This is a genomic window from Streptomyces sp. NPDC048417, from assembly GCF_040651615.1.
GTDB lineage: Bacteria > Actinomycetota > Actinomycetes > Streptomycetales > Streptomycetaceae > Streptomyces.
Map to the genome: position 1 here is coordinate 1 of NZ_JBEZKI010000021.1, position 21,101 is coordinate 21,101.

The window sequence follows — 21,101 nt, forward strand, 5'->3', positions numbered from 1 at the left end:
GCGGCCCCCCCCCCGATCGCCCCGCCCCCCGCCCCTCGTGCGTGCGGTTCACCCCGCGTCGTTCTCGTCCACCAGGTACGTGAACTCGTCGAAGATCTCCAGTACGACGATGACCATGATGGTCCCCGCGACCATGTATTCCAGCATCACGCCGGGGGCCACGTAGGCCTTCCTCAGGTGTTCGTCGGGGCCGAGTTGCGCCGTCGCAGCTTTGCGGAAGGGGTCACGCGCCAGTATCCGCACGGCCTTGTCCAGCTGGGCTCGACGCTCGCCGAGCAGGCCGTCGTAGGCCGCACGGGCCTCGACGGTGAACTGGACTCGGTACTCGCTCATGCCCCCAGTGTGCCAGTCTGTGAGGGTGATCAGAGCTGTGGTGTGGGACGTTGACGACACCCTCTTCGACTACACGAGTGCCGACCGCGAGGGCATGCGGGCGCATCTGGCGGCGGAGGGGCTGCTCGCGCGCTGGGAGAGCGCGGAGGCGGCGCTGGTGCGGTGGCGGGAGGTCACCGACGAGCAGTGGGCGCGGTTCTCGGCGGGCGAGGTCAGCTTCGAGGGACAGCGGCTGGACCGGGTACGGGTGTTCCTGGACAGGGAGCTGACCGACGACGAGGCCGGCGCCTGGTTCCGCCGGTACCGGACCCACTACGAGGCCGCCTGGACCCTCTTCCCGGACGTCCTGCCCGCCCTGGACGCGCTCGCGGCCAGCCACCGACACGCCGTGCTCTCCAACTCCAGCCTCCACGTCCAGGACCACAAACTGCGCACGCTCGGTGTCCACGACCGCTTCGAGGCGATCCTCTGCGCCGCCGAACTGGGCGTCTCCAAGCCCGCGGCCGCCGCCTTCCTCGCCGCCTGCGAGGCGCTGGAACTCGCCCCGCACCAGGTCGCGTACGTCGGTGACCACCCGGAGATCGACGGACGCGGTGCCGCGGACGCCGGACTGCTGTCCGTCTGGCTGGACCGGCAAGGGGCCGGGAGCGCGCCGGCCGGCGGCCACCGGATCGGCTCCCTCGCCGAACTGCCCGCGATCCTCCGCGCCGATACCCGTTTTGGAGCCCCGTCCACCTTCAGGTAATGTTCTTCCTGCGCCGCCGGGGAGCGGGCCGAAAGGCCGGAACCGGAGACGCGAAACTAGAACAAGATCCCCTCAGGGGCTTGCGTTCCAGTGGCCTATGGTGTAATTGGCAGCACGACTGATTCTGGTTCAGTTAGTCTTGGTTCGAGTCCAGGTAGGCCAGCTCGCAGAGCTCATCTGCACGCGCGGATCACATCCGCAAGCCCCCGTTGTGTAGCGGCCTAGCACGCTGCCCTCTCAAGGCAGTAGCGCCGGTTCGAATCCGGTCGGGGGTACGGTGATCGAAGGATCGCTAGGGCCCCCGTTGTGTAGCGGCCTAGCACGCCGCCCTCTCAAGGCGGTAGCGCCGGTTCGAATCCGGTCGGGGGTACGAACTGGTCTAAACCATCATTGGTCTATGGTGTAATTGGCAGCACGACTGATTCTGGTTCAGTTAGTCTTGGTTCGAGTCCAGGTAGACCAGCTCGGATCTGCGGAAACGTAAGATCCATGCCCCCGTTGTGTAGCGGCCTAGCACGCCGCCCTCTCAAGGCGGTAGCGCCGGTTCGAATCCGGTCGGGGGTACAGAGAAGAAGAGCGAGGCCCCTCACTTCGGTGAGGGGCCTTCGTCGTACCGCCGCATGTCGTGCGGCTCACTCGAAGCCGTAGCGGCGGGCCGTCTCCTCCTCCTGGGCCAGCCGGTGCAGCGCCTGGAGCATCGGCTCCACCAGGACCGCGCTGGCCACCGCGACCTCCACCTTCTCCTCTTCCGACGGACGCGTCTCCAGGAAGTCCAGGTCGGTGATCGCCGCCTGGTGCATCAACTTCGCGTGCGAGACGAGGAGTTCGGCGTCCCAGTCGTAACCGAGCCGGCGGAACGCGGCCACCGCGACCACGAGCTGGCGGTACGCGGGGGAGATGGTCGTGAGCTGCTTGGCGTTCTCCCAGCCGAGGACGTCCAGCAGCGTGCCGACCTCCCGGTGCGCGCTCCGCACGAACTCGTCCTCCTCGTCCGGCTCCGGGACCTGCGGCAGCGCCCACAGCGCGGCGCCCACCCTGATCGTGCGGCCCAGTGAGCTGTCGTCGACATGCCCGAGCACCTCGCGGACCGTCGCGACGGGGATCCGGCCGACCTGGATCATCGCGCGGACCAGGCGGAGCCGGCGCAGATGCTCCTCGTCGTACTCGGCGGTGGTGGCGTTGACCTGGCGGCCGGGCGGCAACAGGCCTTCACGCAGGTAGTACTTGATCGTCGCGGCGGACACGCCGCTGCGCTCGCTCAGCTGGGCAAGCCGCATGTCTTGCGCCCTTCCTTGGTAAGTGCCACTATCCAAGCATCCGAGAGAAGGATAGTGCCGCTATCCGATGAAGATCCGGGGGGTGTCGTCATGTTCGCCAAACCGATTCCGGGCCGTATGACCGCGGCTCGTGAGGGCGACGCGGTGGTCCTGTTGATCGGCATGCGCGTCCATCACTTCTGGGCGGTCCACCAGTGGCTGCCGGTCGCGTTGTCGATGTTCCGCATGCTGCGGGAGCTCGAACGGGACCCCGGCCGGGGGCTGCTGGGGCGGGTCCTGCTGACGGCTTCGCCGCGGACGTACTACGTCGTCCAGTACTGGGAGTCGAAGGAGAAGCTGTACGCGTACGCGAGCTCGCCCGACCTGTTCCATCGCAAGGTGTGGGGCATCGTGAACCGCAAGGAGCGCGCGGGGAGGCTCCACGGGCACGTGGGGCTGTGGCACGAGGCGTATGTGGCGCCCGAGGGTTCGTACGAGTCGATCTACTTCGACATGCCGGAGTTCGGCCTGGGCGCGGCGAGCGGGGTCGTACCGGTGGAGCGGCGCGGACGGTACGCGAAGGACCGGTTCGCCTATCGCTCGGGGAGTGCAACCCCCTAGGGGCCGCGGGGAACTGCGCGACAAGCCACGATGGCGCGGCGGACGGCGGACGGCCGGCGGTGGCGGATGCCGCACCGTGGGAGCTCCGGTCACTGACAGTCCCCGTGCGGACAAGTCTCACTTCCTGGGAAAGGGCCTGCCGCGGCGTTGAGGCCGGCCCTTTCTCGTGTGAGGGTCCCGTGGGTGTCAGCCCGTGCGGCGCAGGGCCTCCGACAGGCGGCCCGCCGCGTCGATGACCGCCTGGGCGTGCATGCGGCCGGGGTGGCGGGTCAACCGCTCGATCGGTCCGGAAACGGACACCGCCGCCACCACGCGGTTGGAGGGCCCCCGCACCGGCGCCGAGACCGACGCGACCCCCGGCTCGCGCTCGCCGATGGACTGGGCCCACCCGCGGCGGCGGACACCCGACAGGGCCGTCGCCGTGAAGCGCGCGCCCTGGAGGCCGCGGTGCAGGCGCTCCGGCTCCTCCCAGGCCATCAGGATCTGCGCGGAGGAACCCGCCTTCATCGTCAGTGTCGAGCCGACCGGGACCGTGTCCCGAAGACCGGACAGGCGTTCCGCCGCGGCCACACAGATCCGCATGTCGCCCTGCCGGCGATAGAGCTGCGCGCTCTCGCCGGTGATGTCCCGGAGGTGCGTGAGCACCGGGCCCGCCGTCGCGAGCAGGCGGTCCTCGCCGGCCGCCGCGGCCAGTTCCGCGAGTCGGGGACCGAGAATGAAACGGCCCTGCATGTCGCGTGCCACCATGCGGTGGTGTTCCAGAGCCACGGCCAGCCGGTGGGCCGTGGGTCGTGCCAGTCCGGTGGCCCCGACCAGACCCGCGAGGGTGGCCGGACCGGACTCCAGAGCGCTCAGGACAAGGGCCGCCTTGTCCAGAACGCCGACGCCGCTACTGTTGTCCATGCAACGATACTCACGTCTCACTCTGTGAAACGCAAGTTCAATTTTCGGTGGAACGCGCCACTCTGGAGAGACACAGTGGCCCGCGGACCAACGGGCCCGGCGGCGGACGCCCGGAACCACGACTTCAGGGGCCCGGAGAACGGGCAGCCGCTACCTCAAGATCTCTAGTTGGGCCGGTGCACGTCTGCCGGCCGGAGGGAAAGCGATGGGTAGGACACTCGCGGAGAAGGTCTGGGACGACCATGTCGTCCGGCGCGCCGAGGGCGAGCCCGACCTCCTCTTCATCGATCTGCACCTGCTGCACGAGGTGACCAGCCCGCAGGCCTTCGACGGGCTGCGCCAGAACGGCCGCCAGGTGCGCCGCCTCGACCTCACCATCGCGACCGAGGACCACAACACCCCCACCCTCGACATCGACAAGCCCATCGCGGACCCGGTCTCCCGGGTCCAGCTGGAGACGCTGCGCAAGAACTGCGCCGACTTCGGCGTGCGGCTGCACCCGCTGGGCGACGTCGAGCAGGGCGTCGTGCACGTCGTCGGCCCGCAGCTGGGTCTGACCCAGCCCGGCACGACCGTCGTCTGCGGTGACTCGCACACCTCCACCCACGGCGCCTTCGGCGCGCTCGCGTTCGGTATCGGCACCTCCCAGGTGGAGCATGTGCTGGCCACTCAGACGCTGCCGCTGGCCCGCCCGAAGACCATGGCCATCACGGTCGACGGCGAGCTGCCCGAGGGCGTCACCGCCAAGGACCTGATCCTGGCGATCATCGCCAAGATCGGTACCGGCGGCGGCCAGGGCTACATCCTGGAATACCGCGGCTCCGCCATCGAGAAGCTCTCGATGGAGGCCCGCATGACCATCTGCAACATGTCGATCGAGGCCGGCGCCCGCGCGGGCATGATCGCCCCGGACGAGACCTCCTTCGCGTACATCAAGGGCCGCGCCCACGCCCCCGAGGGCGCCGACTGGGACGCGGCGGTCGAGTACTGGAAGACCCTGAGGACGGACGAGGACGCGGTCTTCGACGCCGAGGTGCACATCGACGCCGCCGCCCTCTCGCCGTTCGTCACCTGGGGCACCAACCCCGGCCAGGGCGCACCGCTTTCGGCGGACGTCCCCGACCCGGCTTCGTACGAAGACGCTTCGGAGCGCCTCGCCGCCGAAAAGGCCCTGGAGTACATGGGGTTGGAGGCCGGTCAGTCGCTGCGCTCCATCAAGGTGGACACCGTCTTCGTAGGCTCCTGCACCAACGGCCGCATCGAGGACCTGCGCGCCGCCGCCGCGATCGTCGAGGGCCGCAAAGTCGCCGACGGCGTACGGATGCTGGTCGTCCCCGGCTCCGCGCGGGTCGGGCTGCAGGCCGTCTCCGAGGGCCTGGACGTCGTCTTCAAGGACGCCGGCGCCGAATGGCGGCACGCGGGCTGCTCGATGTGCCTCGGCATGAACCCCGACCAGCTGGCCCCGGGGGAGCGCTCCGCGTCCACCTCCAACCGCAACTTCGAGGGCCGGCAGGGCAAGGGCGGCCGTACCCACCTGGTGTCGCCGCAGGTCGCGGCCGCCACGGCGGTCCTGGGCCACCTGGCCTCGCCCGCCGACCTGTCCGACGCCGACGTTCGTACGCCCGCTGGAGTCTGATCAGCCATGGAAGCATTCACCAAGCACACCGGCCGGGCCGTCCCGCTGCGCCGTTCCAACGTCGACACCGACCAGATCATCCCTGCTCACTGGCTCAAGAAGGTCACCAGGGACGGCTTCGAGGACGGGCTGTTCGAGGCCTGGCGCAAAGATCCCGAGTTCGTGCTCAACCGGCCCGAGCGGCAGGGGGCGACCGTCCTGGTCGCCGGCCCCGACTTCGGCACCGGCTCCTCCCGTGAGCACGCCGTCTGGGCGCTGCAGAACTACGGCTTCAAGACCGTGATCTCGTCCCGCTTCGCCGACATCTTCCGGGGCAACTCGCTGAAGAACGGCCTGCTCACGGTGGTTCTGGAGCAGAAGATCGTGGAGGCGCTCCAGGAGCTCACCGAGAACGACCCGCAGGCCGAGATCGCCGTCGACCTGGAGAACCGCGAGGTGCGCGCCGAGGGCGTCACCGCCTCCTTCGAGCTGGACGAGAACTCCCGCTGGCGGCTGCTGAACGGGCTGGACGACATCTCCATCACCCTCCAGAACGAGGCCGACATCGCCGCGTACGAGGCCAAGCGGCCGTCGTACAAGCCGCGGACGCTCCAGGCCTGATCCGGAGCCCGCTTCCGGCCTGATCGACCACATCTGAATACGGCTGGTTTCAGCCACCGCCGCGCCCCGCCTGTACCCCCGATCGCCACGATTGGGGGTACAGCCATGTCTGCACCCGAACGGACGCTCGCGTTGTCGCAGGTCTTGCCAACTTCCCACGTTAGGAAGGATGTTGTGGGGGTACGTGAGTGCTGTGTCCGTGGCTTCCGCAAGTGCTCGGAAGGCCATTTGAGGCGGCAGTTGCCCCCTGCGCAGGCGACAACTCGCCCCAGATGGCACAATCTGTGCATGGAACACGACGGCCAACTCCAGCTCTATGCGGCGGTCGCGGGCCAACTGAAGGAAGCGCACACAAGAGTGCGCGCACTGCAAGTCCCGGAGGGCGTACGGATGGCGCTGACCCGGAAGCTGCTGGTCATTACGGCCGCGGCCAAGCACGACCTCGCCGACGCGGCAAGGCGGCTGGAACGGTTCAACACGGACCTCGACGCGGGTCGATTCCCCGAAGAGGACCGCTGACTGGACCGTCCTGGACGACCGAATCCGTTGCGGCACAAGGGTGATAAGCCCGTTTCGTGTTTGATTTGCGGTATATATCTGCCTAACGTGCGAAAAAGCTTGAACACTTTCGTTCTGGCGATGTCTCCGAAGGGGAAGACGTGAACAAGGCGCAGCTCGTAGAAGCGATTGCCGACAAGATGGGCGGCCGCCAGCAGGCGGCCGAGGCTGTCGACGCGGTCCTGGACGCCATCGTCCGTGCGACCGTCGCGGGTGACCGGGTCTCGGTCACGGGCTTCGGGTCCTTCGAGAAGGTGGACCGTCCGGCCCGTTACGCCCGCAACCCCCAGACGGGCGAGCGGGTTCGGGTCAAGAAGACCTCCGTGCCGCGCTTCCGTGCCGGTCAGGGCTTCAAGGACCTGGTGAGCGGCTCGAAGAAGCTCCCGCGTGGCGGTGAGGTCGCGGTCAAGAAGGCGCCCAAGGGCAGCCTGACCGGCGGTGCTTCGGCGACGGTCAAGAAGGCGGCGGCCAAGAAGAGCACCGCCAAGAAGGCCACCGCGAAGAAGGTCACCGCGAAGAAGACGACGGCTGCCGCGAAGAAGACGACGACGGCGGCCGCCGCCAAGAAGACCACGGCGAAGAAGGCGACCGCGAAGAAGGCCACGGCCACGGCCAAGAAGACGGCCGCGAAGAAGGCTCCGGCCAAGAAGGTCACCGCCAAGAAGGCGCCGGCCAAGAAGTCGACGGCTCGCAAGGCCACCGCGAAGAAGGCCGCCGCTCGCTAGGAAGCGGGGGCGTCGGGGTACTCACGCGACGGGCCGGACTCCTGGGGGAGTCCGGCCCGCGGTGTGTTCGACACCGGTGGTGTTTTTGGTGCGGTGGGGTGGGGGCTGGTCGCGCCCGCGCGGCGGTGGCCCCACATGGATACAGCCGCGCGCCCCCTCGGTTCCCGCCTCAGAGTGTCTGCAAGGTCACCAGGGTGATCCGGAGGCTGTCTCCGGAGCCCTCCGTCTCGATCCGTACCCGCTGGCCCGACCTGAGCAGTCGTAGGCCCCCCGCCTCGAAGGCCGCCCCGTCGAAAGGCACCGGAGTCCCGTCGTCCAGCAGTACCTGGCCGCTTCTGCTGTCAGGGTCGTAGGTGTATGCGGTCGCCTGCATGAGCGCAGCCTACTGGTCGGGGATCAGCAGCCGCGCTGCCACCGCCGCGGTGCGCGGTCCCACGCCCAGGGCAAGGGCCGTGCGCAGGTCCGCGCCGGTGTCCACGTCCTGGCGTACCGACTCCACATCGGCCAGTCGCAGTTCCGCGGCGCCCGAGGCGGTGTGGCGGGCGCGGGAATCCGGGCCGAATGCGGGCGCCAATTCATTGCCGGGGGTCGCGGCCAGCAGGGTGGTGCCGACAGCCGCCGAGTCCGGGAGAAAAGCGCGCGGGAATTCCGCGGCCGCGTCGAGCACCCGGGACAATTCCAGCGGACGCAACGCCGGCAGATCGGCGTTCAGGGCCGCCACCGCGCTTTCCGGACGCGACGCGCGTACGACCGCCGCGCCGTGCCGCAGAGCGGCGTTCAGGCCGCCTCCCGGCGTGTCCGGGACGATCCGCGCGCCCAGCGCCGAGAGTTCGCGCCCGGCCAGCGTGTCGTCCGTGACGACCGCCACATCCTTGACCGCCTGGCAGGCCAGCGCCGCGGCCACCGTGTCCTGGGCGAAGGCGAGGGCCAGTCCCGGCCGCAAACCGTCCGTCGCGGTGTCCGCGAGCCTGCTCTTGGCTCGCGCCAGGGGCTTGAGGGGTATCACCAAGGTCCACTGCACCGACGTACCGTCCCTCTCTTGTTGCCTCATTGTCACCCGGGCCCCGAGGCAGGCGCGGCAGCGAGGCGTACGGTGTTCCTCGACAGACCGGCGGACCGGGGCGACACTTCTCCCGGCCACCTCTCCGGGAGAAGAAGTCCCGGAGACCGGGAAGAAGTCCTAGAGGAAGGTGTGAGCGTGCCCCGCCGGAGAATCGGCTTCTGGTACCGCTTCGCTGCGGTGCTCTGCAAACCGCCGCTGGTGGTCCTGATCAAGCGGGACTGGCGTGGAATGGAGAACATTCCGGCCGAGGGCGGATTTATCACCGCGGTGAACCACAATTCCCACATCGACCCCTTCGCCTACGCGCACTATCAGTACAACACCGGGCGCGTTCCGAGATTCCTGGCGAAGAGCGGGCTTTTCAAGAAGGGATTCGTCGGCGCTGCCATGCGGGGCACCGGCCAGATCCCCGTCTACCGCGAGTCCACCGACGCCCTCAGCGCCTTCCGGGCCGCGATCGACGCCGTGGAACGCGGCGAGTGCGTGGCTTTCTACCCTGAGGGAACGATCACCCGCGACCCGGACCAGTGGCCCATGACCGCCAAGACCGGCGCCGCCCGGGTCGCCCTGCAGACCAAGTGCCCGGTGATCCCGGTCGCCCAGTGGGGCGCCAACGAACTGCTGCCGCCGTACGCGAAGAAGCTCAACCTGCTGCCCCGCAAGACGCACCACGTCCTCGCGGGCCCGCCGGTCGACCTCTCGCGCTTCTACGGCAAGGACATGACCCAGGACGTCCTGAAGGAGGCGACCGAGGTCATCATGGCCGCCATCACCCGCCAGCTGGAGGAGATCCGCGGCGAGAAGGCCCCCGAGACCCCCTACGATCCACGCCAGGTGCGGATCGAGCAGCGGCGCCGGACGCGTGCGCAGAGCGGTCTGGAAGAGGAGAGCGGCAAGTGAGCAAGCCTGCCAAGGCGGCGGTCTTCAGCGCGGGTTCGTGGGGTACGGCCTTCGGGATGGTGCTCGCCGACGCCGGGTGCGAGGTCACCCTGTGGGCGCGGCGGGCGGAGGTGGCCGAGGCCATCAACTCCGGCCGTACCAACCCCGACTACCTGCCCGGCGTGGAACTCCCCGAGAACCTGCGGGCCACGACCGACCCCGCCGAGGCCGCGGCCGACGCCGACTTCACCGTCCTGTCGGTGCCGTCCCAGACCATGCGCGCCAACCTCGCGGACTGGGCGCCGCTGCTCGCGCCCGGCACCATCCTGGTGTCCCTCATGAAGGGCATCGAACTCGGCACCACCATGCGGATGAGCGAGGTCATCGCGGACGTCGCCAAGGTCGGCCAGGACCGTATAGCAGTCGTCACCGGCCCCAACCTGGCCCGTGAGATCGCTGCCCGGATGCCGGCCGCCGCCGTGGTCGCCTGCACCGACGACGCCGTCGCCCAGCGCCTTCAGGCCGCCTGTCACACGCCGTACTTCCGGCCGTACACCAACACCGACGTCATCGGCTGCGAACTCGGCGGCGCGGTCAAGAACGTCATCGGGCTCGCGGTCGGCATCGCCGACGGCATGGGGCTCGGCGACAACGCCAAGGGCTCGCTGATCACCCGCGGCCTCGCCGAGACCACCCGCCTCGGCGTCGCGCTCGGCGCCGACCCGCTGACCTTCGCCGGCCTCGCCGGCCTCGGCGACCTGGTGGCGACCTGCTCCTCGCCGCTGTCCCGCAACCACACCTTCGGCACCAACCTCGGCAAGGGCATGACCCTCGAGGAGACCATCGCGGTCACCCGGCAGACCGCCGAGGGCGTCAAGTCCTGCGAGTCCGTGGCGGATCTGGCCCGCCGGCGCGGCGTGGAGATGCCGATCATCGAGACGGTGGTCGACATCGTGCACGAGGGCAAGCCGCCCGTGGTCGCCCTCAAGGAGCTGATGTCGCGCAGCGCGAAGCCCGAGCGACGCTGAGCGAACGCACCCCGCGGACGCTGTGTCGGGGCCCTACCACCGGGTACTCTCAACGCGATATGAGCACCGAGAACCTCCCCCAGAGCCCTGAGCAGCCCGCTCGCAAGCCGCGTGTGGCCGTCGTGTTCGGCGGTCGCAGCTCCGAGCACGGGATCTCCATGGTCACCGCCGGAGCCGTCCTGAGCGCCATCGACCGGACGAAGTACGACGTCCTGCCGATCGGCATCACCAGGGAAGGCCGCTGGGTGCTCACCGCCGACGCACCGGAGCGCATGGCGATCAGCGACCGCCGTACGCCGGAGGTCGGGGACCTCGCCGAGTCCACCGACGGCGGCGTGCTGCTCCCCGTCGACCCCGCCAACCGCGAGGTCGTCTACAGCGAGCCCGGCTCCGTGCCCAAGGCGCTCGGCGAGGTCGACGTCGTCTTCCCGATGCTGCACGGCCCGTACGGCGAGGACGGCACCCTCCAGGGTCTCCTGGAGCTCTCCGGCGTCCCCTACGTCGGCTCCGGCGTGCTCGCCTCGGCCGTCGGCCAGGACAAGGAGTACATGAAGCGGGTGTTCACCTCCTTCGGGCTCAAGGTCGGCCCGTACCTGGTGATCCGGCCCCGCGAGTGGAAGCAGGACGAGTCCGCCGCCCGCAAGAGGATCGTCGACTTCGCGGGCGAGCACGGCTGGCCGCTGTTCGTGAAGCCCGCCCGGGCCGGCTCGTCGATCGGCATCACCAAGGTCGACGACCTCGCCGGCCTGGACGAGGCGATCGCCACCGCCCAGACCCACGACCCGAAGATCCTGGTCGAGGCGGCGCTGCGCGGCCGTGAGATCGAGGTCGGTGTCCTGGAGTTCGAGGACGGCCCGCGCGCCTCGGTCCCGGCCGAGATCCCGCCGGCCGACACGCACGCGTACTACGACTTCGAGGCCAAGTACATCGACTCCACCCCCGGCATCGTCCCGGCCCCGCTGACCCCCGAGGAGACCGCCGAGATCCAGGCGCTCGCGGTGGACGCCTTCGAGGCCGCGTCCTGCGAGGGCCTGGTCCGCGCGGACTTCTTCCTCACCGAGGACGGCGATTTCGTGATCAACGAGATCAACACGATGCCCGGCTTCACCCCGATCTCGATGTACCCCCAGATGTGGCAGGCGACGGGTGTCAGCTACCCCGACCTGATCGACCGCCTCGTCCAGGCGGCCCTGAACCGGTCGACGGGCCTCCGCTAGAAAACGCCCCGAGCTGAAGCGCCCCGAAAGGGGCGCGGGGCTGTTCCGATGTGCGGCTACCGCCGCGTGGGCGGGAGTAGCCATGTACATCCCGCACCCGACGGATCGGCCGCGGTGCTATGGCGACTGGTCGGCAATCCCTTCCGGAATCGCCTTCTTGATGGCAGGCGCCAGGCTCACCAGCGGTGCCATGCCATCCCCGGTCCGCCCCGCAGGAATCGTCACCTCGACATACGCCTTCCGCAACGTCGTGGTGAACCGGAACGATTTGTCGGCCTCCTGCTCCAGCAGCCACCCGACCCCGTTGACCTCGACCCCGTCGGCCTCCGGATCGGCCATCTTCGCAGGCCGCTCGATACCGCAGCGCAGTATGATCGCGGGGTCCCCCCAGCCCGCCGTCAGCGCGGAGGCAGGCTCGGGGTCACGCCGGGCGAGCTTGTCCACCTTCTTCGGCAACCCCTCGTCGAGGTTCCGGCACAGCTTGGCAACCGCCGCGCCCGGACTGGGAACCGCCGCCGACGGGGCGTCGTCTGCTGAGGAGCAGCCCGCCGCCGCGATCATCAGCACGGCGAGCGCGGGCAGACCGAATGGCCGGTGACGGAAAATGTTCACCGGCCAAGCGTAGACGGGGGCTACAGATGGACGACCGGGCAGGTCAGGGTACGCGTGATGCCCTCCACTTGCTGGACTCTCGCGACTACGAGCCGACCGAGTTCGTCGACCGTCTCCGCTTGTGCGCGCACGATGACGTCGTACGGTCCTGTCACATCCTCGGCCTGGATGACTCCAGGGATCTTGCTGATGATCTCGGCGACGGTCGACGCTTTGCCGACCTCCGTCTGGATCAGGATGTACGCCTGTACCACGGAACCTCCAGGGCGGCCACGAGGATCATGTGGGGAAAAGGAACGCCACGGTATCGCGTCGCCGCTCACCGCGGGGAGACCTGCGCGGACAGGGGCTTGCGCGCCAGGGTGCAGCCACGACAGAAGTTGACGGTCACCTCGACCGTATCCAGGACGACGATGACGCGCGAGCGGGCACGGCAAGGCAGAGAAGGGGCGTAAGGGCAATGAAGGGCACTGTTGGTGAGCTCGGGGAGTTCGGGCTCATCAGGGAGCTCACCTCCCGTCTCACCACCACTCCGGCGGTCCGGGTCGGCCCCGGCGACGACGCCGCGGTGGTCGCCGCGCCCGACCGCAGGGTGGTGGCCAGCACCGACATCCTGCTGGAGGGCCGGCACTTCCGCCGCGACTGGTCCACGGCCTACGACGTGGGCCGCAAGGCGGCCGCGCAGAACCTCGCGGACATCGCCGCCATGGGCGCCGTGCCGACCGCGCTGCTGCTCGGCCTGGTCGTCCCCGCCGAACTGCCGGTGACCTGGCCCAGCGAGCTGATGGACGGCATCCGGGACGAGTGCCAGGTGGCCGGCGCCTCGGTGGTCGGCGGCGACGTGGTCCGCGGCGACACGATCATGGTCTCCATCACCGCGCTCGGCGATCTGCGCAACCAGGAGCCGGTCACCCGGGCCGGCGCCCAGCCCGGCGACCTGGTCGCCGTGACCGGCTGGCTGGGCTGGTCCGCGGCCGGCTACGCGGTGCTCTCCCGGGGCTTCCGCTCGCCGCGCGCCTTCGTGGAGGCGCACCGCCGCCCCGAGCCGCCGTACCACGCGGGCCCGGCCGCCGCGGGCCTCGGCGCGACCGCGATGTGCGATGTGAGCGACGGGCTGATCGCCGACCTCGGGCACATCGCCGAGGCCAGCAAGGTCCGCATCGACATCCGCTCGGGCGCGATCGACGTCCCGACCCAGATGAACGACATCGGGCAGGCCGTCGGCGTCGACCCGATCCAGTGGGTGCTGACCGGCGGCGAGGACCACGCGATCGTGGCGACCTTCCCGCCGGACGTGAAGCTGCCCGCCCGCTGGAAGGTCATCGGCGAGGTCCTCAACCCGTCCGCGCTGCCGCAGGTGACCGTCGACGGAGCGCCCTGGACCAGCAAGGGCGGCTGGGACCACTTCGGGGACATCGAGTCATGAGCCTCCCGCGCGTGCTGACGGTCGCGGGCTCCGACTCCGGTGGCGGGGCCGGGATCCAGGCCGACCTGAAGACGATGCTGGCACTGGGGGTGCACGGCATGAGCGTGATCACGGCGGTGACCGCGCAGAACTCCGTGGGCGTGCAGGGCGCTTGGGAGCTGCCGGTGGCGGCGGTGCGGGCCCAGTACCGGAGCGTGGTCGACGACATCGGTGTGGACGCGGTGAAGACCGGGATGCTCGCCTCGGCCGAACTCGTCGAGACGGTCGCGGAGTTGATCGCCGGGACCGACGCGCCCGTGGTCGTCGACCCGGTGGGCGTCTCCAAGCACGGCGACTCCCTGCTCGCCGCCTCCGCCCTCGAGTCGGTCCGCACCAAGCTCCTCCCGCTGGCCACCGTGGCGACCCCCAACCTCGACGAAGTGGCCCAACTCACCGGCGTGCGGGTCGGGTCGGAGACGGAGCTGCGCCGGGCGGCGGCGGCCGTGCTGTCGTACGGGCCGAAGTGGGTGCTGATCAAGGGCGGGCACCTGCCCGGCGAGGCCGTGGACCTGCTCACGGACGGCACGGACGAGTTCCGGCTCCGCGCTCCCCGGCACGACAACCGGCACACGCACGGCACGGGCTGCACCCTCGCGTCCGCGATCGCGTCGCAGCTCGCGAAGGGGCGGTCCGTGCCGGAGGCGGTGGCGGCGGCCAAGGAGTACGTCACCGGGGCGATCGCCGCCGGGTTCGCACTCGGCGCCGGGATCGGGCCGGTGGACCACGGCTGGGCTTTGGGCAGGGGCCCTCAGTAGGGGTACTCCCGCAGCTTGATGTCGGTGGCCGCCTTCTCCGTCATCTTCTTGAAGAAGCGGGCCAGCGGGCGTGAGCCGAGGACCCGGTACATGCGGTCCCGGTTGCGGATGCGCCGCTCGGTCGGCGGGGCGAAGAACGGGCCCGCGTTCCCGGAGATCTTCTGGCAGCCCTGGGCGAAGTCCCGGATCCGGGACTCGTACTCGGCGAACGCGGTGCGGTGGTCGCCGCCCGCGAGGGCGAGTTCACCGGCGAGGACATGGGCGCCGACGATCGCCACACCCGTGCCCATCCCGCCCATGGTCGCCCCGTAACCGGCGTCCCCGAGCAGCGCCACCCGCCCCTCGACCAGGCGGTCGACGTGGATCTGGGCGATCGCGTCGAAGTACAGGTCGTCGGCCTCCTCAAGAGCCTTGAGCAGGGTCGGGCCCTCCCAGCCGAAGCCGGCGAAACGTTCCGCGACGATCCGCTTCTGCGCCGTGACGTCCCGGCGGTCGTACGACAGCTCCGCGGACCGGAAGACCAGCAGCGCTCCCGCGCGGTGCGGGTCGCCGTCGTAGTTGCCGATGACCGCCGCGCGGCCGGGCTCGCTGTGGACCCGGCCGGTGCGGTCCAGGCCGAGGTGGTTGGGGACGTCGAAGCCGGCCACGTAGTGGTCGAAGAAGCGCAGGTAGCGGGCCTCGTCGCCGAAGGCGAGCCGGCGGGTGTTGGAGTGCAGGCCGTCCGCGGCCACGACCAGGTCGAAGCGGCGGGGAGCGCCCTGCTCGAAGGTGACGTCGACACCGTCGGCGTCCTGGGCGAGGGAGGCGATCGAGTCGCCGAAGACATACTCGACGTCGTCCTCGGTGCGCTCGAACATCAGCCGTGCGAGGTCGCCGCGGAAGATCTCCACGTCACCGCTCATCAACTCGGCGGGCAGGTCCACGCGCGGGCTGCCGTCGGCGGCCACGACGGTCTGGCGGCCCATGTGGGTCTGACGGGCGTGGATCTCGTCCCAGATGCCCATGGAGGTCAGGACGGTGCGGTGGACATGGCCGCGGAAGTCGACCGCGAAGCCGCCGCCGCGCAGTTCCGGGGCCTTCTCGACGACGGTGACGCGGGCCCCGAGCCGGACGAGGTTCAGGGCGAGGGCCGGGCCGGCGACGCTGGCGCCGGAGATCAGGACGCTGAGGTGGCCGAGGTCCTTCGGGGCGGGGCTCTTCGGTGTGGGGTTCTTTGGTGTGGGGTTCTTCGGGTTGGGGTTCTTCGGTGTGGGCTTGTTGGTCATGCGATGAGCTTCGGCGGTGCCGCTGACCGTCCTCCTACCGTTCGCTGACCGCGGCTGACCGCTGCCGTAGGCCCTGGGCGAAGGCCTGGTCGTAGGCTTCGGCGGACAGTTTCGCGCGTACGTCCCGCTCCACGCGTACGACGTCCGGGTCGGCCTCGGCGCGGGCGCCCCGCAGGGCCGTCGCCGCGCCGAGCAGTACGGCGGCCCGCACGGCCGAGTCGGCGACCGACGCCGACGCCTCCGCCGCGTCGGCGAGTTCGAGGGTGCCCGGCCCCTCGACGGCGAGTTCGGCGGCCTGCCGGAACCAGTCGCGGGCCTCCTCGGTGTCCCCCTCGGCGGCGGAGGTGCGGCCGAGCCCGATGAGGATGCGGACCGTCTCGCCGACGCTGAACCAGTTGGCGGCACACTCCCTGAGGGCGTTCTCGTAGTGCACGCGCGCGCGTGCCGTGTCCCCGGAGAGCCGGGCGGCGTCGCCGAGACCGCGCCGGGCGCCTGCCACCTTGTCGGGGAGCCCGGCACCACGGGCGAGGGTCAGCGCCTGCTCGAAGTGGGCCTCGGCGCCCGCCGCGTCACCCTGGTGCAGCAGCACGGTGCCCCGGGTGCGCAGCAGGTCGGCGGTCTCCTCGGGGGCCGCCAGCTCGCGCATGTACGCCAGCCCCTCGTCCAGCAGCTCCAGGGCGCGGCGCGAGTCTCCGCGCGCGTGGGCGGACATGCCGAGCGGGTCGAGGCAGTTGGCCATCCCCCAGCGGTCACCCGTCGCCCGGAATCCTTCCAGCCCGCGGCCGAAGCACTCCTCCGCCTCCCGTGGCCGGCCCGCGAGCATGTCCCGGAAACCCAGGCCCACATCGAGCAGCGCACGCGCCCAGGGGTCGTCGCCGGCCAGGGCGAGGGCCCGCTCGTCGGTCGCCGGCCGGGGGCCGGCCGCCACCGACCACAGCATGAGGATGTACGGCAGCCGCAAGGGGACTTCGCACCCGGCCATCAGAGCGTCCACGCGCGCGACCAGCTCTTCGTCGCCGCCCGCCGGACCGCCGCCCGCCGGACCGCCGCCCGCCGCACCGCCGGCCGCGTGGACGCCGTCGCCCAGGAGCACATTGATGGCGCACAGCACGTACTCCTCCGTCAGTCCCGGTGGCGGCGCGTCCCCCACCGCGGCCAGCAGTTCGCGTGCGGACGTCACCTGTTCGCCGTGCAGCCCGCGCAGCCGCCAGAAACAGGACAGGACGGCCATCAGGCGCAGGGCGTCCTCGGGGCCGTGGCGTACGAGATGGCGCAGGGCCGCGTCCAGGTTGCCGTGCTCGGCGGACAGCCGTTCCAGCCAGGGCAGCTGCCCGCCGCCACGCAGCTTCGGCTCTGCCTCCTCGGCCAGCCCAAGGAAGTACCCGGCGTGCGCGTCCCGCAGGCCGCCCGGGTCGGGCAGGTCCTCGGCGGCGAACGCGCGGATCGTCTCCAGCATCCGGTAGCGGCCCTCGGACACCTCCAGGAACGACTTCTCCACCAGCGAGGCCAGCAGGTCCTCCGGATACGGCAGCCCGCACACCGCCTCGACGGCTGCCAGCGTCGCGCCCCCGGAGAACACCGTCAGCCGGCGCGCCAGCTCCCGCTCCTCCTCGTCCAGCAGATCCCAGCTCCACTCGACGACCGCGCGCAGGGTGCGGTGCCGGGGTGCCTTGGATCGGTCGCCGCGCGACAGGAGCCGGAAGCGGTCGTCCAGGCGGTCGGCGAGTTCGTCGGGGGTCAGGGTGCGCAGCCGGGCCGCCGCCAGTTCGATGGCCAGTGGCAGCCCGTCGAGGGCGGCGCAGATGTGCGGCACGCGCGCGTGGCCGCCGAAACCGGGGCGCACCGCGCGGGCCCGGTCCAGGAAGAGCCGCTCCGCCGGTTCCGGCGGCAGCGGGGGCACCGGGACCAGGACCTCGCCGGTGATGTTCAGGGACTCCCGGCTGGTGGCGAGGATCCGCACGCCCGGGCAGGAGGCGAGGAGCAGGGCGGCCGTCCCGGCGGCCGCCTCGACCAGGTGCTCGCAGTTGTCGAGGACGAGCAGCAGCTCGCGCTCCTCCAGGGCGGCCAGCAGCCGGTCCGTGGTGTCGGCTGCGGGGCTGCGCAGACCCTCGCGGACGCCGAGGCCGGTGAGGACGGCGTACGGGATCTGGGAGCCGTCGCCCAGCGGCGCCAGCTCGACGAAACAGACGCCGTCGCCCGTGCGCGCGGCCTCGATCTTGTTCGCCGCCTCGACCGCCAGCCGGGTCTTGCCCGCACCGCCGGGACCGGTGAGCGTGACCAGGCGGGAGCCGGCCAGGAGGTCGGCGATCCGGGCCAGCTCGGGCTCGCGGCCGATGAACCGGGTGAGCTGGCCCGGGAGCCCGGTCCGCTCGGGCTCCGCGCCCCTGAGCAGCTCCAGGTGCAGCGCGGACAGCTCCGGCGAGGGATCGGCGCCCAGCTGGTCGGCGAGGGCACGACGGGCCTCCTCGAACACCCTGAGCGCCTCGGCGGGCCGCCCGCCGGCGTGCAGGGCCCGCATCAGCTGCCCGTACAGCCGCTCGCTCAGCGGATGGGCGGCCAGCAGCGCCCGCACCTCCGCCACCAGCCCGGCACCCTCGCCGAGCGCCAGATCCGCCTCGATCCGGTCCTGTACGGCGGCCAGCCGCAGCTCCTCGAGCCGCGCGGCCTCGGCGTACGCGTCAGGGAGGTCGGGCAGCGCGGGGCCGCGCCACAGGGCGAGCGCCTCCCGGAGCCGGGCCGCCGCGTTCCGGTGGTCGCCGGCGGCGAGGGCGGCGCGGCCGGCCGCGGACCGGGTTTCGAACTGGTGTACGTCCACGGTGTCGGGGGTGACGGCGACCCGGTAACCGGTGGCGGTGGCCTCGATCCCGGCGTGTGGCGCCAGACGCCTGCGCAGCCGGGAGATCTGGGACTGGAGGGCGTTGGCGGCTCCGGCGGGCGGCTCGGCGCCGTACAGGCCCTCGGCGAGGCGCTGCGCGGAGACCGCGCGGCCGGCGTCCAGGAGCAGCAGGGTGAGCAGCGCGCGGGGGCGGGGGCCGCCGGGGTCGACGGGGGTGCCGTCGTCGGTGCGTATGTCCAGGGGGCCGAGGATGCCGAAGCGCATGCGCCCAGCTTGGCAGGGCCCGGTTTGCCGGGGTTCCGATTTCCGGGCACGGCTGATCGGGCGGGCTTCCGTTCCGGGCGCGGCTGATCGGGCGGGCTTCCGTTCCGGGCAGGATTTCGGGCGGGCTTTCGGGCACGGCAAAAAGCCGGTCCACCCACAGGTGGACCGGCTCAGTGCGGCGAACCGGCTGTGGCCGCGCGCTAGCAGCAGTGCGTCAGCGCGAGACCTTGCCGGCCTTGATGCACGAGGTGCAGGCGTTCACGCGCTTCGGCGTCCCGCCGACCACGGTACGCACACGCTGGATGTTGGGGTTCCAGCGACGGGACGTACGGCGGTGCGAAAACGAGATGTTGTTGCCGAAGCCCGGCCCCTTGCCGCAGACGTCGCAGTTGGCAGCCACGGGTCACTCCAAAGACTTCAGATGCACTTACGGTTGAATCCCGGCGTGCCGGGATCGAGATTCAGGGATCTGAGATCTTGAGTGGCATTGCCAGGGGTAATGGCCCGATCGGATCGGGCAACCGGAGCAGCATACAACGGCCGCGTCGGTTAGACGAAACTAGCATGGCAGCTCAGGGGCCGGCTCCCGGCCCACTTCCGGTGGACACCCTCCCGGGGTCTACGCTGCGACCACGTCGGGCCAGCTCAAGGAGGCGCAGGTGGCGCAGGTGCCGCAGACATTCTTCGATGCTCTCGCGGTACGCACCTGGTGCGCTCTCGCGCTCGGGGCGATCGGCCGGGCGCGCGAGGAGATCGACGCGATCAACGTCTACCCGGTGGCCGACGGCGACACGGGTACGAACCTCTATCTGACGGTGGAGTCGGCCACCGGGGCCGTGGAGGCCGTCTTCGCCGGTTACGAGCTGGGCGAAGAGATCCCCACGCTGGCCGACGCGGTCCGCGCGATGGCGCACGGGGCCCTGATAGGCGCGCGCGGCAACTCCGGCACGATCCTGGCGCAGCTGCTGCGCGGCATGGCCCAAGTCCTCACCGAGGGTGAAGCGGCTCACATCGACGGCGAGGGGCTGCGGCTCGCCCTGCGGCACGCGGCCGCCGCCGCCCGCGAGGCCGTGGCCCACCCCGTCGAGGGCACGGTGCTGTCGGTCGCGGCGGCGGCGGCCGACGCCGCCGACGCGGCCGAGGGCGACTGCGGGACGATCGCAGGGGTCGCCTACGAGGGCGCGTGCAAGGCGCTCGCGGAGACCCCGGGACAGCTGGCCGCCCTGGAGCGGGCCGGGGTGGTGGACGCCGGCGGGCGGGGCCTGGTCGCGGTGCTCGGGGCGCTGGTGGAGGCGTTCACGGGGGAGACCCCGACGCCTTTCGACGCGCACGCGTACGGGGCGGTACCGGTCGTCCACGCGCGCGTGGACACCGTTTCCGACGCCCGGGCCGACGCCTGCGCCGAGTCGGCCGGGGGCCCCGCCTTCGAGGTCATCTACCTCCTGGAGGCCGAGGACGCCGCCGTGGACCGGCTGCGGACCCGGCTCGACGCCCTGGGCGACTCCCTGGTCGTGGTCGGCGGCGACGGCCTGTGGAACGTCCATGTGCACGTCGACGACGCCGGTGCCGCCGTGGAGGCGGGCGTCGAGGCGGGGCGGCCGTACCGGATCCGGATCACGCACTTCGGCGTGGGGGACGTGCACACCGGCGGGGAGCCGCCGCGCGAGCGGGTGCAGCGCGCCGTGGTGGCCGTGGTGCCGGGGGAGGGGCTGGTCGGGCTGTACACCGAGTCCGGCGCGACCACCGTGCTCGCGCGCCCCGGGGAGCCGCCCGCCAGCGGGGAACTGGTGGCCGCCGTACGACGTGCCCACGCGCGCGAGGTGGTGCTGCTGCCCAACGACGCCGACCTGCGGCACACCGCGGCCGCGGCCGCCGAGCAGGTCCGCGCGGAGGGCATCCGGGTCGCTCTCATCCCGACCCGCTCGGCGGTCCAGGGCATCGCCGCGCTCGCGGTGCACCAGCCGGACCGCCGCTTCGACGAGGACGTCGTCCAGATGACCTCGGCGGCCGGCGCCACCCGCTACGCCGAGGTCGTGGTCGCGGAACGGCAGTCCTGGACCATGGCCGGCATCTGCCAGACCGGCGACGTGCTGGGCCTGGTCGACGGTGACGTGGCGGTGATCGGCTCGGACGTGACGGCCACCGCCGAGACCGTCCTCGACCGCATGCTCCAGGCCGGCGGCGAGCTGGTCACCCTCGTCCTCGGCGACGAGGCGCCCGAGGGCGTCGCCGAACGCCTGGAGGCACGGGTGCGCGAGGCGTACCTCGCCGTCGACACGGTGGTCTACAACGGCGGCCGGCAGGGGGCCCCGCTCCTCATCGGCGTCGAGTGAGCCCCCT

Annotated in this window: 22 protein-coding genes and 5 tRNA genes; 17 read left to right on the forward strand and 10 right to left on the reverse strand. The window is 71.1% G+C overall.

What is annotated here, in order from left to right; all coding sequences use genetic code 11:
• Nucleotides 1-48: 48 nt before the first annotated feature.
• Entirely contained in the window at nucleotides 49-333 is a 285-nt protein-coding gene (locus tag AB0D59_RS30345; RefSeq protein ID WP_362572035.1) for a hypothetical protein, read from the reverse strand.
• Between AB0D59_RS30345 and AB0D59_RS30350 the strand changes: the two genes are divergently transcribed.
• The 6 genes from AB0D59_RS30350 (at nucleotide 332) to AB0D59_RS30375 (ending at nucleotide 1,642) form a co-directional block, all read left to right on the forward strand.
• Nucleotides 332-1,078, forward strand: a complete 747-nt coding sequence (locus tag AB0D59_RS30350) for an HAD family hydrolase (protein WP_362572038.1) — start codon at nucleotides 332-334, stop codon at nucleotides 1,076-1,078. The two genes, AB0D59_RS30345 and AB0D59_RS30350, sit on opposite strands and share 2 nt — an antisense overlap.
• Nucleotides 1,079-1,169: 91 nt before the next feature.
• Nucleotides 1,170-1,241 (forward strand) — tRNA-Gln (locus AB0D59_RS30355).
• 39 nt (nucleotides 1,242-1,280) lie between these two features.
• Nucleotides 1,281-1,353 (forward strand) — tRNA-Glu (locus AB0D59_RS30360).
• 22 nt (nucleotides 1,354-1,375) lie between these two features.
• Nucleotides 1,376-1,448: transfer RNA gene (locus tag AB0D59_RS30365), tRNA-Glu, on the forward strand.
• Nucleotides 1,449-1,469: 21 nt separating this feature from the next.
• Nucleotides 1,470-1,541: transfer RNA gene (locus tag AB0D59_RS30370), tRNA-Gln, on the forward strand.
• A 28-nt stretch (nucleotides 1,542-1,569) separates the two neighbouring features.
• Nucleotides 1,570-1,642: transfer RNA gene (locus AB0D59_RS30375), tRNA-Glu, on the forward strand.
• Between the two features lie 68 nt (nucleotides 1,643-1,710).
• Here the strand turns inward: AB0D59_RS30375 and AB0D59_RS30380 are convergent.
• Nucleotides 1,711-2,355 (reverse strand): MerR family transcriptional regulator, encoded by a 645-nt coding sequence (locus tag AB0D59_RS30380; RefSeq protein WP_362572041.1) that lies wholly within the window; start codon nucleotides 2,353-2,355, stop codon nucleotides 1,711-1,713.
• Nucleotides 2,356-2,445: 90 nt separating this feature from the next.
• Between AB0D59_RS30380 and AB0D59_RS30385 the strand changes: the two genes are divergently transcribed.
• Nucleotides 2,446-2,955: a DUF4188 domain-containing protein gene (locus AB0D59_RS30385; protein ID WP_362572044.1), complete on the forward strand. Its 510-nt coding sequence runs from the start codon at nucleotides 2,446-2,448 to the stop codon at nucleotides 2,953-2,955.
• A 186-nt stretch (nucleotides 2,956-3,141) separates the two neighbouring features.
• On the opposite strand, the gene ndgR is transcribed toward AB0D59_RS30385, so the two are convergent.
• Nucleotides 3,142-3,858 carry an IclR family transcriptional regulator NdgR gene (gene ndgR, locus AB0D59_RS30390; protein ID WP_003993203.1) on the reverse strand — a complete coding sequence of 239 codons (717 nt, stop codon included), beginning with the start codon at nucleotides 3,856-3,858 and terminating at the stop codon, nucleotides 3,142-3,144.
• A gap of 205 nt (nucleotides 3,859-4,063) precedes the next feature.
• Here ndgR and leuC point away from each other — a divergent pair, with 205 nt between their 5' ends.
• The 4 genes from leuC to AB0D59_RS30410 all read left to right on the forward strand — a co-directional run bounded on the left by leuC (nucleotide 4,064) and on the right by AB0D59_RS30410 (nucleotide 7,377).
• Nucleotides 4,064-5,494: a 3-isopropylmalate dehydratase large subunit gene (leuC, locus tag AB0D59_RS30395; protein ID WP_362572047.1), complete on the forward strand. Its 1,431-nt coding sequence runs from the start codon at nucleotides 4,064-4,066 to the stop codon at nucleotides 5,492-5,494.
• Between the two features lie 6 nt (nucleotides 5,495-5,500).
• Complete coding sequence (leuD, locus tag AB0D59_RS30400) at nucleotides 5,501-6,094, forward strand: 3-isopropylmalate dehydratase small subunit (protein WP_362572050.1); 594 nt, start codon at nucleotides 5,501-5,503, stop codon at nucleotides 6,092-6,094.
• A 288-nt stretch (nucleotides 6,095-6,382) separates the two neighbouring features.
• Complete coding sequence (locus AB0D59_RS30405; RefSeq protein ID WP_362572053.1) at nucleotides 6,383-6,613, forward strand: hypothetical protein; 231 nt, start codon at nucleotides 6,383-6,385, stop codon at nucleotides 6,611-6,613.
• 140 nt (nucleotides 6,614-6,753) lie between these two features.
• Entirely contained in the window at nucleotides 6,754-7,377 is a 624-nt protein-coding gene (locus tag AB0D59_RS30410; protein ID WP_362572056.1) for an HU family DNA-binding protein, read from the forward strand.
• Between the two features lie 169 nt (nucleotides 7,378-7,546).
• Here AB0D59_RS30410 and AB0D59_RS30415 read toward each other — a convergent pair whose 3' ends face one another.
• Nucleotides 7,547-7,750 (reverse strand): hypothetical protein, encoded by a 204-nt coding sequence (locus tag AB0D59_RS30415; RefSeq protein WP_362572059.1) that lies wholly within the window; start codon nucleotides 7,748-7,750, stop codon nucleotides 7,547-7,549.
• A gap of 9 nt (nucleotides 7,751-7,759) precedes the next feature.
• Nucleotides 7,760-8,398, reverse strand: coding sequence for a 2-phospho-L-lactate guanylyltransferase (gene cofC, locus AB0D59_RS30420; RefSeq protein WP_362572061.1), 639 nt, complete (start codon nucleotides 8,396-8,398; stop codon nucleotides 7,760-7,762).
• Between the two features lie 177 nt (nucleotides 8,399-8,575).
• Between cofC and AB0D59_RS30425 the strand changes: the two genes are divergently transcribed.
• The 3 genes from AB0D59_RS30425 to AB0D59_RS30435 are packed head-to-tail and all read left to right on the forward strand — an operon-like array spanning nucleotide 8,576 to nucleotide 11,564.
• A complete protein-coding gene (locus AB0D59_RS30425) occupies nucleotides 8,576-9,340 on the forward strand; it encodes a 1-acyl-sn-glycerol-3-phosphate acyltransferase (protein ID WP_362572064.1) in 765 nt (254 codons plus the stop codon).
• Nucleotides 9,337-10,347 (forward strand): NAD(P)H-dependent glycerol-3-phosphate dehydrogenase, encoded by a 1,011-nt coding sequence (locus AB0D59_RS30430; RefSeq protein ID WP_362572067.1) that lies wholly within the window; start codon nucleotides 9,337-9,339, stop codon nucleotides 10,345-10,347. The genes AB0D59_RS30425 and AB0D59_RS30430 overlap by 4 nt, the downstream gene beginning before the upstream one ends.
• A 59-nt stretch (nucleotides 10,348-10,406) precedes the next feature.
• Nucleotides 10,407-11,564, forward strand: a complete 1,158-nt coding sequence (locus tag AB0D59_RS30435) for a D-alanine--D-alanine ligase family protein (protein WP_362572070.1) — start codon at nucleotides 10,407-10,409, stop codon at nucleotides 11,562-11,564.
• Between the two features lie 117 nt (nucleotides 11,565-11,681).
• Here the strand turns inward: AB0D59_RS30435 and AB0D59_RS30440 are convergent, their stop codons facing one another.
• Together AB0D59_RS30440 and AB0D59_RS30445 are read right to left on the reverse strand one after the other, a co-directional pair.
• The gene (locus AB0D59_RS30440; protein ID WP_362572073.1) at nucleotides 11,682-12,176 is read right to left on the reverse strand and encodes a DUF3515 domain-containing protein; all 495 of its coding nucleotides are present in this window, start codon (nucleotides 12,174-12,176) and stop codon (nucleotides 11,682-11,684) included.
• Between the two features lie 20 nt (nucleotides 12,177-12,196).
• Nucleotides 12,197-12,430, reverse strand: a complete 234-nt coding sequence (locus AB0D59_RS30445) for an Lrp/AsnC ligand binding domain-containing protein (RefSeq protein ID WP_352219363.1) — start codon at nucleotides 12,428-12,430, stop codon at nucleotides 12,197-12,199.
• A 206-nt stretch (nucleotides 12,431-12,636) separates the two neighbouring features.
• Between AB0D59_RS30445 and AB0D59_RS30450 the strand changes: the two genes are divergently transcribed.
• Together AB0D59_RS30450 and thiD are read left to right on the forward strand one after the other, a co-directional pair.
• A complete protein-coding gene (locus AB0D59_RS30450; RefSeq protein ID WP_046733970.1) occupies nucleotides 12,637-13,602 on the forward strand; it encodes a thiamine-phosphate kinase in 966 nt (321 codons plus the stop codon).
• Nucleotides 13,599-14,396, forward strand: coding sequence for a bifunctional hydroxymethylpyrimidine kinase/phosphomethylpyrimidine kinase (thiD, locus tag AB0D59_RS30455; RefSeq protein WP_362572077.1), 798 nt, complete (start codon nucleotides 13,599-13,601; stop codon nucleotides 14,394-14,396). Before AB0D59_RS30450 ends, thiD begins: the two co-directional genes overlap by 4 nt.
• On the opposite strand, the gene AB0D59_RS30460 is transcribed toward thiD, so the two are convergent.
• From AB0D59_RS30460 to rpmB, 3 genes are all read right to left on the reverse strand, one after another.
• On the reverse strand, nucleotides 14,390-15,661 hold the full coding sequence (locus AB0D59_RS30460) for an FAD-dependent monooxygenase (RefSeq protein ID WP_362572080.1): 1,272 nt from the start codon (nucleotides 15,659-15,661) through the stop codon (nucleotides 14,390-14,392). The genes thiD and AB0D59_RS30460 overlap by 7 nt on opposite strands.
• Nucleotides 15,662-15,695: 34 nt before the next feature.
• Nucleotides 15,696-18,761 (reverse strand): BTAD domain-containing putative transcriptional regulator, encoded by a 3,066-nt coding sequence (locus AB0D59_RS30465; protein WP_362572083.1) that lies wholly within the window; start codon nucleotides 18,759-18,761, stop codon nucleotides 15,696-15,698.
• 214 nt (nucleotides 18,762-18,975) lie between these two features.
• Nucleotides 18,976-19,161 (reverse strand): 50S ribosomal protein L28, encoded by a 186-nt coding sequence (rpmB, locus tag AB0D59_RS30470; protein ID WP_009190838.1) that lies wholly within the window; start codon nucleotides 19,159-19,161, stop codon nucleotides 18,976-18,978.
• Nucleotides 19,162-19,420: 259 nt separating this feature from the next.
• Between rpmB and AB0D59_RS30475 the strand changes: the two genes are divergently transcribed.
• On the forward strand, nucleotides 19,421-21,094 hold the full coding sequence (locus AB0D59_RS30475; protein ID WP_362572086.1) for a DAK2 domain-containing protein: 1,674 nt from the start codon (nucleotides 19,421-19,423) through the stop codon (nucleotides 21,092-21,094).
• Nucleotides 21,095-21,101 lie beyond the last annotated feature (7 nt).